Origin of the sequence: Paraburkholderia adhaesiva (genome assembly GCF_021390575.1) — a bacterium.
GTDB lineage: Bacteria > Pseudomonadota > Gammaproteobacteria > Burkholderiales > Burkholderiaceae > Paraburkholderia > Paraburkholderia adhaesiva.
In genome coordinates this window covers 535,825-555,100 of sequence record NZ_JAJEJQ010000003.1, presented here as the reverse complement: position 1 = coordinate 555,100, position 19,276 = coordinate 535,825, and the positions used below count along the sequence as shown (strand labels likewise).

Annotated in this window: 14 protein-coding genes; 8 read left to right on the top strand and 6 right to left on the bottom strand. The window is 60.5% G+C overall.

Annotated features, from left to right (window positions below; all coding sequences use genetic code 11):
• Positions 1 to 85: 85 nt before the first annotated feature.
• Complete coding sequence (locus L0U80_RS26555) at positions 86 to 274, top strand: hypothetical protein (protein WP_233873040.1); 189 nt, start codon at positions 86 to 88, stop codon at positions 272 to 274.
• Here the strand turns inward: L0U80_RS26555 and L0U80_RS26550 are convergent.
• The 4 genes from L0U80_RS26550 to L0U80_RS26535 form a co-directional block, all read right to left on the bottom strand.
• Positions 267 to 1,115 (bottom strand): hypothetical protein, encoded by an 849-nt coding sequence (locus L0U80_RS26550; protein WP_233873038.1) that lies wholly within the window; start codon positions 1,113 to 1,115, stop codon positions 267 to 269. The genes L0U80_RS26555 and L0U80_RS26550 overlap by 8 nt on opposite strands.
• 79 nt (positions 1,116 to 1,194) lie before the next feature.
• Positions 1,195 to 1,380, bottom strand: coding sequence for a hypothetical protein (locus L0U80_RS26545; protein WP_233873035.1), 186 nt, complete (start codon positions 1,378 to 1,380; stop codon positions 1,195 to 1,197).
• Between the two features lie 11 nt (positions 1,381 to 1,391).
• Positions 1,392 to 2,528, bottom strand: coding sequence for a cytochrome d ubiquinol oxidase subunit II (cydB, locus tag L0U80_RS26540; protein ID WP_233873032.1), 1,137 nt, complete (start codon positions 2,526 to 2,528; stop codon positions 1,392 to 1,394).
• Positions 2,528 to 4,123, bottom strand: coding sequence for a cytochrome ubiquinol oxidase subunit I (locus L0U80_RS26535; protein WP_233873029.1), 1,596 nt, complete (start codon positions 4,121 to 4,123; stop codon positions 2,528 to 2,530). Before L0U80_RS26535 ends, cydB begins: the two co-directional genes overlap by 1 nt.
• 378 nt (positions 4,124 to 4,501) lie before the next feature.
• Between L0U80_RS26535 and L0U80_RS26530 the strand changes: the two genes are divergently transcribed.
• A complete protein-coding gene (locus tag L0U80_RS26530) occupies positions 4,502 to 5,140 on the top strand; it encodes a peroxiredoxin (protein WP_233873026.1) in 639 nt (212 codons plus the stop codon).
• Complete coding sequence (locus tag L0U80_RS26525; RefSeq protein WP_233873023.1) at positions 5,140 to 5,559, top strand: ArsR/SmtB family transcription factor; 420 nt, start codon at positions 5,140 to 5,142, stop codon at positions 5,557 to 5,559. The genes L0U80_RS26530 and L0U80_RS26525 overlap by 1 nt, the downstream gene beginning before the upstream one ends.
• A gap of 173 nt (positions 5,560 to 5,732) precedes the next feature.
• On the opposite strand, the gene ycaO is transcribed toward L0U80_RS26525, so the two are convergent.
• Complete coding sequence (gene ycaO / locus L0U80_RS26520) at positions 5,733 to 7,445, bottom strand: 30S ribosomal protein S12 methylthiotransferase accessory factor YcaO (RefSeq protein WP_233873020.1); 1,713 nt, start codon at positions 7,443 to 7,445, stop codon at positions 5,733 to 5,735.
• Positions 7,446 to 8,429: 984 nt separating this feature from the next.
• On the opposite strand from ycaO, the gene L0U80_RS26515 reads away from it, so the two are divergent.
• The 3 genes from L0U80_RS26515 to L0U80_RS26500 are packed head-to-tail and all read left to right on the top strand — an operon-like array spanning position 8,430 to position 14,789.
• A complete protein-coding gene (locus L0U80_RS26515; protein ID WP_373322318.1) occupies positions 8,430 to 10,538 on the top strand; it encodes a methyl-accepting chemotaxis protein in 2,109 nt (702 codons plus the stop codon).
• Positions 10,539 to 10,550: 12 nt separating this feature from the next.
• Positions 10,551 to 10,961 (top strand): response regulator, encoded by a 411-nt coding sequence (locus L0U80_RS26505; RefSeq protein ID WP_233873017.1) that lies wholly within the window; start codon positions 10,551 to 10,553, stop codon positions 10,959 to 10,961.
• Positions 10,962 to 11,015: 54 nt separating this feature from the next.
• Positions 11,016 to 14,789 (top strand): PAS domain-containing hybrid sensor histidine kinase/response regulator, encoded by a 3,774-nt coding sequence (locus tag L0U80_RS26500; protein WP_233873014.1) that lies wholly within the window; start codon positions 11,016 to 11,018, stop codon positions 14,787 to 14,789.
• A gap of 59 nt (positions 14,790 to 14,848) precedes the next feature.
• On the opposite strand, the gene L0U80_RS26495 is transcribed toward L0U80_RS26500, so the two are convergent.
• Complete coding sequence (locus L0U80_RS26495; RefSeq protein ID WP_233873011.1) at positions 14,849 to 15,892, bottom strand: LacI family DNA-binding transcriptional regulator; 1,044 nt, start codon at positions 15,890 to 15,892, stop codon at positions 14,849 to 14,851.
• Between the two features lie 190 nt (positions 15,893 to 16,082).
• Between L0U80_RS26495 and L0U80_RS26490 the strand changes: the two genes are divergently transcribed.
• Entirely contained in the window at positions 16,083 to 17,246 is a 1,164-nt protein-coding gene (locus L0U80_RS26490) for an ABC transporter ATP-binding protein (protein ID WP_233873008.1), read from the top strand.
• Positions 17,247 to 17,269: 23 nt separating this feature from the next.
• Entirely contained in the window at positions 17,270 to 19,276 is a 2,007-nt protein-coding gene (locus L0U80_RS26485) for a beta-galactosidase (protein WP_233873005.1), read from the top strand.

The window sequence follows — 19,276 nt, the reverse complement described above, 5'->3', positions numbered from 1 at the left end:
ACCTATAATCCCCAGAGGCCCGGGGGCGCGTACCGCAGCGGATGACGCCACCGCCCGACAAGGGCCATGACGACATGGAGACACAATGAAAACCGTTTTTCAGTTCACGCTGTACCTTGCGATTGCCGTTGCCGCCATCGTGGTCGCCGTCATCGTCAGCAACTACGGAATCTGGTACGTCTCGTGGCTGCTCGGCACGGCGTTGATCGTCCTGTGTGCGGTAGCCGGAGGCGTCCTTTTCGACACGCAAGAGCGACAAAGCAAGATTACCTGATGTCCGCGCCGCCCGGATGAGCCACACGGCCGCGCCAGGGGTTGGACGCAGTGGTCATTTGCGTCGCGGGCTGCCCTGACGCTTCCACGTACCGCGCGTAGGTGTCCTTGGCATCGGCTTCGCCTCGCACCAGCTCGCCTAATATTTGAGATACCTCCACGTCGCGCACGGTTCGCGGCGTGACACGCATAATCGCAACGCCCGCGGTCCGGAGCATCTTCAGGTCGTGTACCCAGTCAGGATCGGGGCTTTCCAATGATGCCTCGCGATCGCAACCCGGCAGTCCATGAATCGGCCACCCCTCGTAGGGGCAATCATCGACGCGACACGCCCAGCGTGAAAAGTGCCGCGGCGACAGCACCGACTGCTCGACCTCGCAGGCCGCGTCGCCTGCAAAAGTCAGAACCTTCACAACCTCGCCGCGGCAGATGGCGGGCGTCACCCAGCGCTTCGCACCGAGCGCGACCAACTCCGTCAGCGTGGTCAAGTCTTTGCATGGCACACCTGGCCCGATGACAAGCGGCACCTTACCGGCCAGCATCTGCAGCGTCTGCGTATCGTTGACTTCAACCGGAAGCGTGCAGTCTGCGATCCATGCGTGAGAGCCTTCGGCAGCCCACGCCTCCGCGGCTGCACGAACCGAAAGAACGACTTCCTTGCCGCCCGCGGTCAGTTCACGCGCAACGGCAAGACAGTCCCTTTTTTGCAAACCGCCCAGGGCGGAGTGAATCGTAGTGCCGATATAAACGATGTCCACCGACGACAGCGCAACCGCATCGTAGAACGCCATCGTCGCGGAACGCGACCAGGTTCCTGCGATTGCACCGATGGAAATTTTCACAGATACCTCCTAGCACCCATCAGTGGAAAACCCAGGCATGGCGGGGTCCCGCCTTCGTCGTTACCCCGCCTGCCGTACTTCAGGTTTTCTTCTCGTTCTCCTGAGCGTCGTACAGCACGCCGCCAGCCGCGGCGAACAAGACGATCGTTGCCGTGCCAATCAGCCAGGAGAAATACCAGGCGCCATAGTTGCCAATGATCACGCCGATGAAGATGGCGAGCACAGCAACGGCCATGAAGATCACAAAGAGTCGAAACGTTTTCATCTATAGCTCCATCAGTAGGCGTGCGGATCCGACTCGACTTGTTCCGCTGTCACCTTTCCGCGCATGACGTGGAACGCCCAGCTCGTATAGGCGAGGACCACAGGCATGAACACCACGGTCCATCCGGTCATCCACGTCAGCGTGGTCTGGCTCGAGATGGAATTCCACACCGTCAAGCTCTGCGAAGGATCGCTGGACGAAGGCATCAGGAACGGGAACAGACTCACGCCTGCCGTGCCGATCACGCCGATCCATGCGAGCGCCCCGAGCCACCAGGCGAGCGTCGAGCGGCCTGCGCGGACAGCCAGCAGACCAAGCAGCATGCCCACGTAACCGAGAACCGGCACGAGCCAGAGCACCGGATACGCACGGTAGTTGTCGAACCACGCACCGTCAGCCAGCACGACGGACTGCTGCAGCGGGGTTTGCGCAACGCCCGGCAGCGGAGCGTGCTCGAGCCGGTAGCCGCTCATCTGGCTGACCCAGATGCCGCCGATCGTGAAGAGAACAATCGCCACGATGCCGCACACGGTAGACGCACCCCTTGCCCGTTCCCAGAGCGCACCGCGATCGGCACGCCCCATCAGCATCACGCCACCCATAAAGATCGCCAGTGACAGCGACAACACACCGCACATCACAGCGAACGGGTTCAGCAGGCTCAGGAAGCTCCCCGTGTAGAACGACGTCAGGTCCCAACCGAAGTGAAACGGCACGCCGCGGAACATGTTGCCCATGCCGGCGCCGTACACGATCATCGGCACCGCGCCGCTGACGACCAGCGTCCAGTCCCAGACGTTGCGCCACTTCGCGCCCGGCAGCTTGCTGCGATATTCAAATCCCAGCGGCCGCACAATCATCGTCCAGAGCAACAGCAGCATGACGATGTACAGACCCGAAAAGGCCGTCGCGTAGATGAGCGGGAACGCCGCGAAGATCGCGCCGCCGCCCAGAATGAACCAGACCTGATTGCCGTCCCAGTGCGGTGCAATCGTGTTGAGCGCGATGCGCCGCTCCGTATCCGTGCGACCCACGTAGCGCAGCATCGCGCCGACGCCCATGTCCATGCCCACCATGATCGCAAGACCCATCAGCAGCACGCCGAGGAGCAACCACCAGAGCACCTTCAAGAAGAGATAGAGTTCCATTAATGTTCCTTGGCGGTCAGGAGATTCAGTGCGGCAAGTTCGTTGTCCACAGCGGCGTCACCGTGTCCATGCTCGCTATCCGGCCCCTTGCGGATCGCCCGTACCATCAGATACATCTCGACCGCGATGAAGACCGTATAGAGCAGAACGAAGCCGACCAGCGAGAAAATCATGTAACCGACGCTGTGGGTCGACGCAGCCATCCACGTCGGCAGCATGCCGAACACGCTCCACGGCTGGCGACCGACTTCCGCCGTCACCCAGCCCATCTCGCAGGCAATGAAGGGAATCGGAATCATCCAGGGGGCGAGTTTCAGGAACCAGCGCTGACGCGCTACGTCACCACGCAACGACAGGATCACCGCGATCACGAAGTAGGCCAGCATCAACAGGCCAAGCACGACCATGATCCGGAACACCCAGAAGATCGTGAACACGTTCGGGATCGAGTCCTTCGCGGCCTTGGCGATGTCCTCTTCCGTCGCGTTCGCAACGTCCTGGTCCTTCGCATGGCGCTTCACGAGGAAGCCGTACCCGAGATCGTCCTTATGCGCGTTGAACTGCGCGAGGGCTGCCTCGTTGGTCGGATCCGAACTGAGCACCTTGAGCGCCTCGACGGCGGGAATGCCGTTCCGGATACGTTTGGCGGCGTCGGCCTCGATGCGGTCGATGCCCGGGACGGTCGTGTCGAACGTGTGCGTGAGCAGCGGCGTCAACACGTAGGGAATCTGGATACTCCACGTATTCTTGCCGTTGCCCTGATCGGGCCACGCCGCGATATTGAACGACGCGGGCGCCTCTTCCGTTTGCCACATCGCTTCCATTGCAGCCAGCTTCGAAGGCTGGGCATGGCCACCGACGAAACCGAGCGCGTCACCGAGCGTAATCACGCCGGCCACGGACAACACGCCGAACAGGGCAGCCATGCGGAACGATCGCTTCGCGATTTCCATGTTGCGGCCGCGCAGCATGTAGTACGCGCTGATGCCGGTCACGAAGATGGCCGCGGTGACGTAGCCCGCAATGCTCGTGTGAACGAACTTCGTTTGTGCGTCTTCGCTGAAGATGAGCGCGCCGAAGCTCTGCAACTCCATGCGCATGGTGACGGGGTTGAACGCCGCACCCACGGGATTCTGCATGAAGCCGTTAGCGACCAGAATCCACAGCGCCGAGAAGTTGGACCCCAGCGCGACGAGATACGTGACGGTCAAATGCTGAGCTTTCGAAAGCCTGTGCCAGCCAAACGCCATCAACCCGACGAACGTGGATTCCATGAAGAAGGCCATGAGACCTTCGATCGCCAGCGGTGCACCGAAGATATCGCCGACAAACCCCGAGTAGAACGACCAGTTCGTGCCGAACTCGAACTCCATGGTGAGGCCAGTGGCCACACCGAGCGCGAAATTAATCAGGAACAGGCCGCTCCAGAACTTGGTGATGTCCCGGTAGATTTTCTTTCCTGTGATGACGTAGACCGTCTCCGTCACCGCAAGGAAAAATGACAGTCCCAAGGTCAGTGGGACAAAGAGAAAGTGATAGAGCGCGGTGGCGGCAAACTGAAGCCGCGACAGCTCGACCACGGTATCGTTGATCATGAAATGCTCCGCTAAAAAGCTGAACGAGCCGAACCTCGAACCCCGAACCAGCGGCGGTCTAACTACACGCTGGCGTTAAACGAGTACCCAAGGCTTTGGCGCTTCGATACATCGCGTTGATGAAACTGCAAAAGCCGTACGATCGGGTGCGGCCAACGCCCCTACACCTGTCATAGTTTCTTATTTTCTGTAATCGTATATTACTTTACATTGTGTGACGGTCGTGGCGGAATGCCGCACACACGCAAAAACCGGTGAATATCGACAGGTCAAGAGACGCGGGACAATATCTTCGTCTCATTAACTATGCAACTGATAAAGGGGTTCCGAAGCCTTTAGAGGCCGTCAGATATACTGGCGGCGGAGATGACGACCACCATGAACGACACAAATACGTCCGTCCGGGCGCTCCGGATCGGCGATCCGGCACCAGAATTCAGGGCTAGAACGACCTGCGGCGAGCGTGCGCTCGCTGATTTCCGCGGCAAGTGGCTGCTCCTGTTCGCCCATCCCGCCGACTTCACGCCGGTGTGCACCAGTGAGTTCATCAGTTTCGCGAAGGCACAGGACAAGTTCGACGCGATTGGCCGCAAGCTTCTCGGGCTGTCCATCGACAGCCTGTATTCGCATCTGGCGTGGTTGCGGGACATCCACGAGCGGTTCGGCGTGACGGTGACGTTCCCGATCGTCGAGGATCCGTCGATGGCAATCGCAACGGCCTATGGAATGCTCGATCCACTCGCTCCCGACGCCGGGGCCATCAGAGCAAGCTATGTCATCGATCCGCAGGGGGTGATCCGGGCGATGTCGTGGTATCCCCTGAACGTAGGGCGATCAGTCGACGAACAGTTGCGTCTCGTCCGCGCCTTGCAGGTTGCGGACGAATACGGTGGGTCTACCCCGGAGGGCTGGCACGAGGGCATGCCCATGCTCGAACTGGCTCCGACCTCGCTCGACGCCGCGCTTCAAAGAGGGCAAGACGGTGCGGCCTGGTATTTTCGCGAGCTGAAATCGTGATGAGAACGACACCCGAAGACTTCGAGGCGCTAAAGAAACACACGGGCGAAGCCGCGGAGCTGCTGCGTTTGCTGGGAAATGCAACCCGGCTTCAGTTGCTGTGCCAGATCGCACAAGGCGAGCGATCGGTGGGACAACTCGAGGAACAGCTGGATATCAAACAGCCCGCGCTTTCACAGCAGTTAGCCGAGCTTCGAAAAGCCGGCCTTGTCCAGACGCGCAGGGAATCGAGATCTATCCTCTATTCCCTTGGCGAAGGACGTATCCGCCCGCTGCTCGAAATGCTGCTCGTAGCGTTTGACGTGAGAACCGCACCCGCCGTTGAATCGCGTGACCACACCGGCACGAGCACGAACGCGCCCGAGAACGCTTACGTCCGGGTTGGGGACGCAGCGCGATTTGCCCGTCTGGGCCGATGAAGTGTGTGTGTTTCGTGCAGATCGCACGTTGCGCGAAGCCTTACGTGCGCCGCACACGTCTCGCGACGGCGTCAGAACCCACCCCTGCCGCGACCAGATCGCCCCCCTCTGTTCGCGCCCTGCTGTGATCCCGGGACTGCGTCTATGAATGGCCTGACACCGCTTCAGGCTACTTAGGCAAACAGCTTGTCGTACGCCGCCAGCAATGTCTGGTGCATCGCGCTGCCCTGCATGTCCGCGCCCAGGTCGTCCAATCCGAAGAAGCGTTCACTGCGATCGAGTAGTGCCTCGGCCTGGCGGACGGTTTCGGCGCCGTATAACAGCACCAGCGAGCGACGATAGTTCCCTACGTCCTCGACATTAAGCATGCTTTCGATACAGCGATACACCATGCGGCGCGACGGGGGCAGGTCCTTCAAGTAGTGAATCCACTGGCAACCTTCGACGATCGCATCCTCATTGCCGACGGCCAGCGCCAGCAGCGTTTTCAGTTCACCGATCCGAAGTTGCGCCCACGGCGTGCCGGCCGGAGTGGCGAGACCGAGGATCTCGCACACCGGGCGTTCATCGTTCAGGTTTATTGTCTGCAGGTCGGCCAGCAAGGTCGCACACTCTTCCTCGGTCAACGCCGACAGGCGCACCAGCCTCGGACGCAATTCATTGCCGATGCTGTTGTTTTCCCACTCCAGGTCTTCCACCGGGTAGATCTCGGACATGCCCGGCACGAGGATGCGACAGGTATAGGCGCCCTGTTCGGTGAAGTCAGATACGTAAATATCCTTGCCGTCGCGATGGACGCAATCAACCAGCCAGCGATAGTCTTCCTCAGTGGTGCTGCTGAAATTCCAGTCCGTGAATGGGAAATCCGGTGTATCGCCCATGAAGTCCCAGCTGACCACGCCGCTGGAATCGACAAAATGGATTTCCAGGTTAGCGACCGCATTCACTTCACTCATATCGAAGCTTGGTTCCGCAAAGCCTTTCAGTGAGTCGAGTGCACGCCCCTGTAGCAATTCGGTCATCGCACGCTCCAGCGCAATCTCGAAACGCGGATGTGCGCCAAAACTCGCGAATACGCCCTGGTCTTCTGGATGCACAAGGGTCACGTTCATGACGGGATAGCGTCCGCCGAGCGATGCGTCTTTCACCAGGATGCCGAAGCCCGCCTTGCGCAGCCCGGCGATGCCGTTGCGGATATTCGGGTAGCGCGCAATCACTTCATCCGGCACTTCCGGCAGACAAAGTCCTTCACTGATCACGCGATACTTGATGTGCCGTTCGAAGATTTCGGACAAGGCCTGGGTACGTGCCTCCATCATCGTATTGCCGGCCGCCATACCGTTGCTGACGTAAAGGTTGCCGATGATATTGACCGGGATGAAGGTCTGCGCGTCGTCGCGCAGTCGGGTATAGGGCAAAGTGCAGATGCCGCGCTCAACATTGCCTGAATTGACGTCAACCAGCACCGTGCCGTCGATTTCGCCTTCCGGGTTGTAAAAATCGTGCAGTTCCGGGTTGAGGATTTCAGCCGGCCAGGTGCCGTCTGCTGCCGGCGCAAACCAGCGCTCTTGCTGATAGTGCACGAACGGACGTTTGGCGCGTGTTTCCCCCAGATAAAAGTGCGTCCAGTAATAATGTGTACTCAAGCGTTCGAAAAACTCACCATATGCGCTGGCGCGTGCCGCAAGTTCGGTTGCGCCCTTTCCATTCGAAAACAGCATCGGACAATCGTTGTCCTTCATATGGATGGACCAGATCCCGTCGACTTCATTCAGCAAAGAGGATTCGTTGAGCCTGAAACCGCGTGCCGCCAGCTTCGTCTGCATGGTTTCAATGGTCGATTCAAGAGAGGCATCTTTGCCGGGAATGAAATTTTCGGCTTTCATCTGGATTCTTTTGGTGTGCGGTAAAAAGGGTGGCACCCTTGCGATTTTTCGCTGCGGGCTGCAAGGAATGGGCAGGCGGAATCGATGCGGAGTGGGGTGAACCGTGCTCAAACACGGTAGCGCGGATCTGTTCCCGATGTGCAGCGCAAGCATACATAAGAGACGAAGCTCGAATGAGGGGAGAAGTAAATCGAGGTTGCGGTCACTCAAGGTTTGGTCGCGAGGACAGAAGGGTCGGATAAGCTCGCTGCTCGAATTCGACAGCGAATCACACTAATCTCCGCAAAGAACGGCAGCCGCAAGACACCAATCGCTCAATCTCTGGTTGCTAGCCTGAGAGGTTGTGTGAAACCGCGAAACCCCTCGGTTTTTGGGGGCGTTTTACCCTTCCCGAACCACTACCACGCAAACACAGCACCGTTCGATGAAAACCAGCAAGCTAGTAACTATTCGTGTCAAATTCACTAAGTCATTAAGAGAAGTTTCGCGCCAGGCGCTGATCAGCAAATCTCAGCAATCATCAAATGGCACGCTAACGTTTGCGCGACTTTCAAGCACTCACAGTTCAATCAAAATTTGTGCGCCGGAGAAGCGCTTTTGACTGAGCACCACGTCGCCTCCAAATACGAAGCTTGCTGCTGGAACGCCAAATTAAACGCCGCCGATTGCCGCATGCGTTTCATCGACACTATCGCTAACAGCATAGGTGTGTAGAAACACCCGGATTTACCTCTGCCCGAGCGGGCGGTCGCGTAGCGGCAACGAGGTGCACGGATATTCTGAAAATTCTATTTAGCACGCTGCATCCTCGAACAGCTCGTGTCGAAATGCGGGAATCTGTCGCACTTGTCGCACGAAAACGATTCAATAACATTAATGAAGCATTCTTTGTTATTGGATAAAGTTTACGCCGTACGGATTCTTATTCTTAAGGAAAAATACGCCGACAAAACTCGGCACACGACCGACGGGGAATCCGGCACGATGCGCATTAACCTACCTGTTACACAGAACGGCTATGCTTTTCCGGCCGACCAGACGCTGATATCCATCACTGACCTGAAAGGCCGGATCACTTACTGCAACACGAATTTCATCACGGTCAGCGGTTATACCAGGGCCGAATTGCTCGGCCAGCCGCACAACCTGATACGGCATCCGGACATGCCGGAAGAAGCTTTCCGCGACATGTGGGCCACCGTTCAGGCGGGCCACCCGTGGACGGGGGTAGTCAAAAACCGACGCAAGAATGGCGACTACTACTGGGTGCGGGCCAATGCGTCGCCCATGCGCGATGGTGAGCGCATCGTCGGATATTTGTCAGTGCGTACCCGCGCTCTGGAAGCGGAAATTCAGACCTCGGAACGGCTCTACGCGACAATGCGAGCCGAGCGGGAGGCAGGCCGCCTGCGCCACGTCCTTAAACGTGGAGCCGTGCAACGCAATGATATTTTTGGCCGCATCCGGCGTCTGGTTACGCTCGGCATGCGTGGACAGTTCGTCGCGCTCGTCGGTGTGGGCGCCGCTGCGCCGGTTATCGCCACCGCTATTGGCGCGCCACTCTGGGCAAGTGCCCTGACGGCACTCGTCTGCGCAACTAGCGTTGCGTGGATCCTGATCCAGAAGGGAATCAAACCGCTTCGCGGTCTGCTCGATACGGCGAATCTGCTCGCCAGTGGCGATCTGACGCGCTTCTTTCAGGCGAGCGGACACGGAGAAGTCGCCCAGATCCAGCTCGCGCTGGCGCAGTTGAACGTCTCGGTACGTACCGTCGTGCGCGACGTACGGCATGAAGTGGCCAACCTGCTTGGCAGCACCCAGGAAATAGCGGCGGGCAATGAGGACCTGGCAGCCAGGACCGACGCGCAGGCCAGCAGCCTCGAGCAGACGGCAGCCGCGATGGACCAGATCAACAGCACGATCCAGAACGCGTCCGGTCTCGCGGAAGAAGGCGCGAATGTCGCCCGGGAATCGTCCGCAATCGCTCAGCACAGTCACGAGGCAGTACGGGGCGTGGTCGAAGCGATGCAGGAAATCACGGGGGCATCGCAACGCATTGCGGACATCATCAGCATGATCGAAGGCATTGCCTTCCAGACGAACATCCTCGCACTGAATGCGGCAGTCGAAGCGGCTCGCGCGGGTGAACAGGGACGCGGGTTTGCTGTGGTTGCCGCGGAAGTGCGGAGTCTCGCGCAACGTTCGGCGGCGGCGGCCAAGGAAATCAGGGAACTGATTCAGAGTTCGACAGAGGCCGTCAAGCGCGGCAGCGATCGTGCCGACAATGCACGTTCTCGAATGGATGAGGCCATGAAGTCGGTAGGCCGTGTGACCTCCCTGCTAGAGCAGATCAATCACGCGAGCAAGGAGCAGGCAATCGGCGTCAACCAGATCAACGACGCGGTCGTGCATCTGGACACCATTACTCAACAGAATGCCGCGATGGTGGAAGAGCTGGCTGCATCGGCGGGTGCCCTGAGCAGCCAGGTTGGGATGGTGCACAACACGATTCGAGTCTTCCGGCTCACCGACAAAGACAAAACGCTGGCGGAAGAGGATGCGGTTGAGTTGCGCAAGCGTTCGCGCGCGGGCAATGGCGCCGAGAACAGCAGTGACACGTTCGACGCAAAAGAGGCGGTTTCGGATCACCAGCAATGGCGCGTCACGTTGCGCAATGCGATCAACCGCGGGCTGACGCTGGATGTGGCGCAGACCCGGCGCGACGACTGTTGCGCGCTCGGGCAGTGGCTGAACGGTCCCGGCGCACAACGTTGGGGATCGAAACCGGCCTTCACGAAACTGGTGCAGACGCACCACGCTTTCCATGAAGCCGTGGGTCGCACGGCCGAACTGATCAATCAGAACCGCATGGCCGACGCCGGGGCCACGCTGGAAACAGGCCAGCCGTTGCACAGGGCGGGTCAAGAACTCAACCAGGCGATCCATGCCCTCGAAGTCGAATTCGGCCGGCCAAATACCACCGCCCCGGTATCGGCCCACGCAGCGCAACCCGTGCGCGCAACCACCGCACCCGCTTCGCCGAAGGTCGCAACGACGCAAAGCACCGGCGATGACGACTGGGAAACGTTCTGACGACGTGCCCCAATGAGTGATCCGAATCCCGCACCTGCCGGTTGCACGCGCGCGCCGGGTCCGCAGCGCGTGCTGGTCGTGGACGACGACACAATGAATCTGCGTTTTGCGGCACGGCTGCTGCGCGACCTCGGCTACAGCGGCGCACTGGCGAGCGACGGCCACAAGGCGCTTCGTCTGATCGACGAGCAGCCGTTCGATCTGGTGTTGCTGGACATCAACATGCCGGGCATGAACGGGCAGGATACGTTGAAGGCGCTGCGCGCGCGGCCCGGCAAACGTCTTCCCGTGCTGATGGTGTCCGGACACGGCGACGACGACACCGTGCGCCACTTCTCCTCCCTAGGCGCCGATGGCCTTCTGCTCAAGCCGCTGGCGGCCGTGCAGCTCAGGCAGGCTATTGCCCGCACAACCGGACGGTAATTCATGGCCGCTGCTTCGATCTGGAGCGCGCTGATCGGTGCGCAGACACTGCTGTTGCTGCTCGCATGGGCGCTGTGGCGCAGCGTCCGCAGGCCGACCGTCGATAGCGCCGCGCTGATGCGGATGGTATGTGCCGGGCGTCTGAACCGCGATGCAATCTGCGTCGTCGACACGGCAGGCCGGATCATTGCGACCAACCAGTCCTACGATGAGTTAACCGGCTACACACCCGCTGAATTGCAGGACCGCCCGTTTTGCAGAATGTTGCACGACAGACTGGACGATCCCGCGACGCTGACGGTTGTCGAGACCGCATTGTGCAACCGTTCAGAACTGCGCACCGATATTAGCTTTCGCGCAACGAGCGGTGAAGTGCATACGATGATTCTCGAACTGCACCCGCTGCATGATGTCCGCGGCCGCTTCCTCGGTCACGGCGTGGCGCAAATCGACATTGACCTCCAACGCCGTGAACGCGAGAAAACAGAGCGCTTACTGCGTCATCATCAGGCGGTGCTCGACATTCTCGACCAGTTTGCGATTGTGTCGGAAACCGATCTGGACGGCCGGATCACATACGTCAACACCGAGTTCGTCAAACTAAGCGGCTACGACCAAACCGAATTGCTCGGGCGTCCGCATGGCGTAATCAGTTCGGGGTATCACGATGCGCAGTTCTGGCATGAGATGTGGGACACGATCACGCAAGGCAAGATCTGGAACAACACCGTCTGCAACCGGGCGAAAAACGGCTCGCTGTACTGGGAGCACGTCGCGATCTCCCCGCTGCTCGGCGCCGATGGATTGCCCGAAAAGTATTTGTCGATCCACCTGAATATCACGTCGCTCAAACTCAATCGGGATCTGCTCGAGCGCACTGGGAGAATTGCGCGCATCGGAGGCTGGTATGCGGAACTCGGAACACAACGTGTCAATTTTTCCCGTGAGGCGCTGACTATCCTCGGCGTGCAATTGCCTGTTCAGTCCGATATCGATGACGAACACGCGCTACCGGAGGCCTGGCGCGAACTCTACACCTGTATCCGCGAGGCGACGACCGCACGCAAGGCGTTCATTCGAACGCTCCAGATCGCGTTACCGGACGGCCGTACTCACGCGTTCAGAGTAGCGGGCGAGATCGAATACCTCGACGATCGACCTTACCGGCTCGTCGGCGCAGCGCAGGACATTACCGAACTGCTCGAAACCCGCCAGCGTGCGCTGGCCAGCGAGCGCACGCTGTACTCGGCAATCGAAGCGCTGGACGAGGCGTTCGCCCTCTTTGACGAGCAGGAAAAACTGGTCTTCTGCAACGAAAAATATCGCGCCATTGCAGGAGAAATGGGGCACCGGATCGTGCCCGGGCTCGCATTTGAAGAGGTACTGCGTATCGGCGTCGAAGCGAACGCCTTTCTCGATGCCGAAAATGATCCGCAAAAGTGGCTGGCCGACCAGCTTCAGGCGATGCACAGTCCGCATTCGAGCGTGCACCAGCATCTGCGCGACGGCCGCTGGCTCGACGTTATCAGCGCGGTGACCGAGGACGGCATGCGCATCCGGATCTGCCTCGACGTGACCGAAATGCATCGTGCACTGGAGGCCGCGCACATGGGCATGCGCAGCAAGAGCCAGTTCCTCGCAAATATGAGTCACGAGATCCGCACGCCCATGAATGCCATCATCGGCATGCTCCAGTTGATCAGGCATACCGCGCTCGACAGTGAGCAGCAGGATCTGCTCGACAAGACGAACAACGCAGCGCATACCCTGCTGTCACTCCTGAACGATATTCTCGACTTCTCGAAGATCGACGCAAACCAGATGCAGTTGTCCGTCGAGCCGTTCGAACTGGACGCCCTGCTGGCGGAACTTTCCGTGATCCTCTCCGGCAGCCTGGGCGAACGGAATCTGGAGTTGATTTACGACATCGATCCAGATATCCCGCCGGTACTCAGGGGCGACGCGCTCAGACTCAAGCAGGTTCTGATGAACCTCGGCAGCAACGCGATCAAGTTCACTCACAGCGGTGAAGTCGTGGTGCGTGTGCGAATGCTGCAACTCGATGAAACGGGTGCGTTGCTGGAATTCGCAGTGGAAGACACGGGCATTGGCATCAGCGCAGAGCAACGCCCTCGCATCTTTAACGCTTTCAGCCAGGCGGAAACATCGACCTCACGCCGTTATGGCGGCACGGGTCTCGGACTGACGATCAGCAAGCGGCTGATCCAGTTGATGCTCGATCATGCAGGCACGGGATGTGATCTCGATTTCGACAGCAAGCCCGGTCAGGGGAGCCGCTTTTTCTTCCAGATTCTTCTGCCGGTAGCGCCAAATGGAGCAGCGTTTTCACAGCCACCGAAGGTCGAGGCTGGAACGACCGCCTGGCTTCTGGAACCTCATCCTCACTCGAGCAAGGCGCTGGAACGCATGCTTGCCGGCATGGGATGGCAGGTGCAGATATTTAGCGATGCGAATTCAATGCAGGCCACCGTTCGTGCAGGCGCGTTCAAACCGAAGCCCAAGCTGGTGCTTCTGAATCAGGATGCCCCGCAAAGACAGGCGTTTCTCGATGGACTGGCGACCCTGCAGGATGATCCGCCGGTATTGCTGACGATGAGTTCGCGTAGTCTGAATGTCCCGCGAGCCACACTATGCAAGCCGGTAACGGCGGGAATGGTACGCGTAGCCCTGGGGCGGCACAGTACGCCCGAGTTGCCACGCGTTGAACCGCCACCGGTTGTGCAACGTCTGGCTAACCTGCATCTTCTGCTGGTCGAAGACAACGCGATCAATCAGGAAGTCGCGCTGCGGATGCTGGCGCGCGAAGGCGCCACAGTCAGCGTGGTCGGGGATGGTCAGGCGGCGCTCGACGCGCTCGATGCCACGCCTCATGTCTACGACCTCGTCCTGATGGATCTTCACATGCCCACGCTTGACGGCCTGCAGGCAACCCGGGCCATTCGGTGCAAGCCGCAGCATGCAGGTCTGCCCATCATCGCCATGACCGCGAATGCGATGGAAGCCGACCGGCAGGCCTGCCTGGAAGCAGGTATGAGCGACCACATCGGCAAGCCTTTCGATCTCAACCGGCTGATTGAAATCATCCTGCAGCACACGAGGGGGGCACAGGTACCGTTCGCCACGGAGATTGCGGCGCTCCCGCCCGAAGCACCAGTAACGCCTTTGCTGGACGCACACGCTGCATTAAACCGTCTGAACCATGACACTGCGTTCTATGCGCGGTTACTGCACGATTTCATCCTGCTCGCTCCGGCTCTCGGGGAAAAGGTTCTGGAGACCCAATCCGCCGATTCGACGCCGATTCGTGAAGCGGCACATCAACTCAAGAGCACTGCAGCCCTCGTTGGTGCATCGCGGCTGGCGTCGGTTTGCGAAAGCGTTGAACAGGCGCTGCGCCGTGATCCGGAGAGCGTGCCGAATAGTGAGGCGCGGCTGTCGTTCGAAAAAACGTTGAATGCAACGCTAGAAGCGCAGCATGACTGGCTGGCGCGGCACACTGAGGTTAGCGCTGGAAAAACCATATCTGACGATACCGCCACGAACGGAATAGACATCGAGGCAAGTCTGGACAGGCTCGTTGCACACCTTGCCGTTCACGACATGGACGCGCTGGATCTATTCGATGAACTGGTGCTCCAATGCGGTGCGACGTTGTCCGGCCCGTCATGGGCTGCTCTGCAGCAGGCGATGAATAGATTCGACACGGAAGCGGCAATTGATGCCATACGCGAACTGCAGAAGCTGAAAATGGCGGATTCTTCCTTTAGCGAAGTGCTGCAAGCGAAACAGGAAGGCTCAGGGAGCTAGTCACTTCGCCGCCGAGGTTCGCCATTGCCCACAAGCGTGAGCATCATCCGGTTGCGTCATTATCGCGGCGCACCGCTCGCCACAGGCCCCGTCGAAGCTCGCACAACGAGCCGCGGCGCCGACGCCACACACACGCTCGATTCCCGCCCGGCGCCTTCGGCACCATCCGGTGCATCGATCAGTTCGCGCAGCAATGCGACCGCAAGCTCCGCCGCCTCGACGGTGGGCACGGCCACGGTGGTCAGTGCAGGACGCGATTCACGGGCAAGCCGGATATCGGTGATACCGACCACCGAGAGTTGGCGTGGCACATCGAGGCCCAGGTCCGCCGCCGCCTGCATCGCGCCCAGCGCTGGCAGATCGTTGGTCGCGAAGAGCGCCGTGAGATCGGGGTGCGTCTGCAGTAATTCGAGTGCTGCGTCATGCCCGCCCTGCGTTGTGTCGCGCGCGTAGCGCACCGGCGCTGCTGCACCGTCGAGAGCAGCCGTTCGCATGGCATCGAGAAAGCCTTCATAACGCGCGGCATGAATGCCAGAGGGTTTGCTCCCCACGATCACCCCTATGCGCCGATGCCCAAGCGACAGTAAATGCGCTGCCGCCAGTTCGCCCGCGAGTCTGAAATCGACGGCAACGCAAGGCAAGCCCGGCGCGTCGTGCGGCCGCTCCCACATGCACAACACGACGGGCGCGCCGCGGCGCTCGGTGGCACGCAAATCGGCGAAGTCGAGATTGGCGTTCATCACAAGCACACCGGCCGAAAGCGTGCCGGCGATCTGGTCAAGATACGCTCGCCCCGTCTGCGGATCGCCATCCGTGTTGCAGATGATGAGGAATTGTCCGTTGCGTCGCAGCGCATTTTCAACCGCGAGTGCGAATTCCGGATAAAACGGATTCGCGATGCTCGACACCATCAGCGCGATGGTCGGCGCACGGCCCTCTGCAAGCGCGCGCGCGCTCAGGTGCGGCGTATAGCCGAGCGTAGCGATGGCTGCCAGCACACGCTCGCGCGTGGCAACGCCGACGCGTCCGCGATTGCGCAGCACGTTCGATACGGTCGCCGGAGTAACGCCGGCATGCCGCGCGACTTCGACCAGTGTGGGCATGAAATCTCAATATTTGGGAGCGCAGTTCAACATTTGCCAGTTCAAGCCGCGCACCGCACCATTGAACGACGATCAAAACGATTCACGGAGACAAGCCAGCCAGTGATCGCGCATGCGATCGATTTTTTCTGGCTCGCTGCTTAAGCGCTTAATCTCCGCTTCGTGCCGATTAAAACATGGAGACGGAACGATGGCGAGCATCTCGTTGCGCGGCGTTCAGAAGGCTTACGGCGATAACGCACCCGTGATCCGCGACGTCAACCTTGAGATCGGCAAGAACGAATTCTGCGTTTTTCTCGGGCCCTCCGGCTGCGGCAAGTCCACACTGCTGAGGATGATCGCGGGCCTCGAGGACGTCACCGACGGCGACATCTCGATCGGCGGCAAGCTCATGAACGACGTGAGCGCCGCGCAGCGCGGCGTCGCCATGGTGTTCCAGAGCTACGCCCTCTTCCCGCACATGACCATGTACGAGAACATGGCGTTCGGCCTGAAGCTCGCGAAGACGCCGAAGGCCGCCATCGATAGAAAAGTACGCGAAGCCGCGCACATCCTGCAGCTCGAAGCGCTGCTCGACCGTTATCCAAAGGCACTTTCCGGCGGGCAGCGTCAACGCGTGGCGATCGGCCGCGCGATCGTACGAGAGCCTGGCGTATTCCTCTTCGACGAACCCCTCTCCAATCTCGATGCGACACTACGCGGTCAGACGCGCATCGAAATCGCGCGCCTGCACAAGCAATTTGCGAACGCAAGTGTCGTCTACGTCACGCACGACCAGATCGAAGCGATGACGCTCGCCGATAAAATCGTATTGCTGCACAGCGGTAAGGATACCGAAAGATACGGAAGCATCGCACAGATCGGTGCGCCGCTCGATCTCTATCACCGTCCCGCGAGCCGCTTCGTCGCGGGCTTCATCGGTTCGCCGCGCATGAACTTTCTGCCGGCGAGCGTCACGTCGATCGACGCGAACGGCGTGACGCTCACGCTCGCGGGCAGCGCTGAATCCGTGACGCTGCCACGCGACGGACGGCGCACATCCGTTGGCGCGCCCGTCACACTCGGTGTGCGCCCCGAGCATCTCGAACCTGCGGGTCTGCGCGCCTTTGATCGTGACGCGCCTTCGGCGCTCACGCTCGCGCGCACGGTCACGCTTGTCGAATCGCTCGGCGAGCACAGCTACGTGCATCTGGACCAGCCGGACGGCACTGTGCTCATCGCCAAGGCGCCAGGCGACGCCCGCCTTCAAAGCGGTGACAACGCCCAGTTTCGCGCGCCGGCCACCGCGTGCCATGTATTCGGGGACGATGGTTTCGCCATTGCCCCACTCGAATCCATCGAACACCCCGTCTGACAACCGACCGCGAGGACACCCGGATGCGTCTTGGAGTCTGCTACTACCCCGAGCACTGGCCCGAATCCATGTGGAGAGACGACGCCACACGCATGGTGGAACTCGGCATCGAGCAGGTACGGATAGCCGAATTCGCCTGGAGCCGAATCGAACCCGCGCCCGGCGAGTATGACTGGGGCTGGCTCGACCGGGCCATCGATACGCTTGCCTCGGCGGGACTGAAAATCGTGATGTGCACGCCCACGGCCACGCCGCCGAAGTGGCTGATTGACCGTCACCCCGAGATCCTGCCGGTGGGCGCGGACGGAAGGCGTCGCGCGTTCGGCTCGCGCCGTCACTATGATTTTTCTTCGCCTGCCTGGTTTGAAGCTTCGCGGCGCATCTGCGAGGCGGTGGCCGCGCGCTACGGCCAACATCCCGCCATCGCTTACTGGCAAACCGATAACGAATACGGTTGTCATCAGACGGTGCTCAGTTATTCGGACGCCGCCGTGCAACGCTTCCGTGCGTGGCTCAAAAGTCGCTACGGCACGATCGAAGCGCTCAACGCGGCCTGGGGAACGGTGTTCTGGAGCATGGAGTACCGCAGTTTCGACGAAATCGACGCGCCCGTCGCAACGGTCACCGAAGCGCACCCGTCGCATCGGCTCGACTACCGGCGTTTCGCTTCCGATGAAGTGCAGCGTTATAACCGCATGCAGGTCGACATCATCCGGGCGCATTCGCCGGGGCGCAGCGTCGCGCACAATTTCATGCAACTCTTCACGGAGTTCGACCACTACAAGGTCGCCGCCGATCTCGACATCGCGACGTGGGACAGCTACCCGCTCGGCGCACTCGAAGAACAGTGGTACGCACCCGAGGTGAAGGCGCGTTATCTACGCACGGGGCACCCGGATTTCGCGTCGTTCAATCACGACCTCTATCGCGGCATGTCCAGATTGCCGTTCTGGGTCATGGAACAGCAGCCCGGCCCAGTGAACTGGGCGCACTGGAATCCGGCGCCGCTACCCGGCATGGTGCGGCTGTGGAGCTGGGAGGCGTTTGCGCACGGCGCGGGCTGCGTATCGTATTTCCGCTGGCGACAGGCACCGTTCGCGCAGGAGCAGATGCACGCGGGACTCAACACGCCGGACAACCGGCTCGATATCGGCGGTGAGGAGGCGGCGCGTGTCGCGACGGAAATTCGCACCGTGCTCGACGCGCAAGGCAGCGCGGATTTCAACGTGAAAACGCCCGTTGCCCTCGTGTTCGATTACGAAGCGAAGTGGCTCTTCGAGATCCAGCCGCAAGGCGCGGATTTTCACTATCCCCGTTTTGCGTTTGAGTATTACTCGGCATTGCGCGCGCTCGGTTTCGACGTCGACATCGTCTCCGCGCACGCGCCGCTCGACGGCTACCGCCTCATTGTCGTACCGCCGCTGCCGGTCGTTCCGGACGATTTTGCCGCGCGTCTTGTGCAATCCGGCGCACATGTGATCCTCGGCCCACGCAGCGGTGCCAAGGACGAGCACTTGCAAATCCCCGCCACGCTGCCGCCCGGCTCGCTGGCATCAGTGCTGCCCGTGCGCGTGTGGCGCGTCGAGTCTCTGCGGCCCGGCGTGACCGAACCCGTCACGTTCGAGGCCTTCGGGAACGCTGTCGCGCGCAACGGCTACGCACGCCACTGGCGTGACCTGCTCGATCTGGGCGACGACGGCGGAGCGCGCAACGGCATCGCAGTGCGCGCGCGATTCGCGGATCACCATCCCGCGTGGGTCCAGCGCGGCAAGATCCACTACCTCGCGAGCCTCTTCGACGACAACTCGACCGAAATGCTCTTCGCCGGCATCGCGAGCGAAGCCGGCCTCGAACCAGTGGCGCTCGGCGACGCGATACGCGTAAGTCGTCGAGGCAACCTGACGTGGGTGTTCAACTACGGCCCCGACACCCACACCCTCGCTGCAACGATACCCAACGACGCCTTTGTGATCGGCGCGCGAGCCATCGCCCCCCAAGGCGTCTCGGCGTATCGCACCGATCCGCCTTGA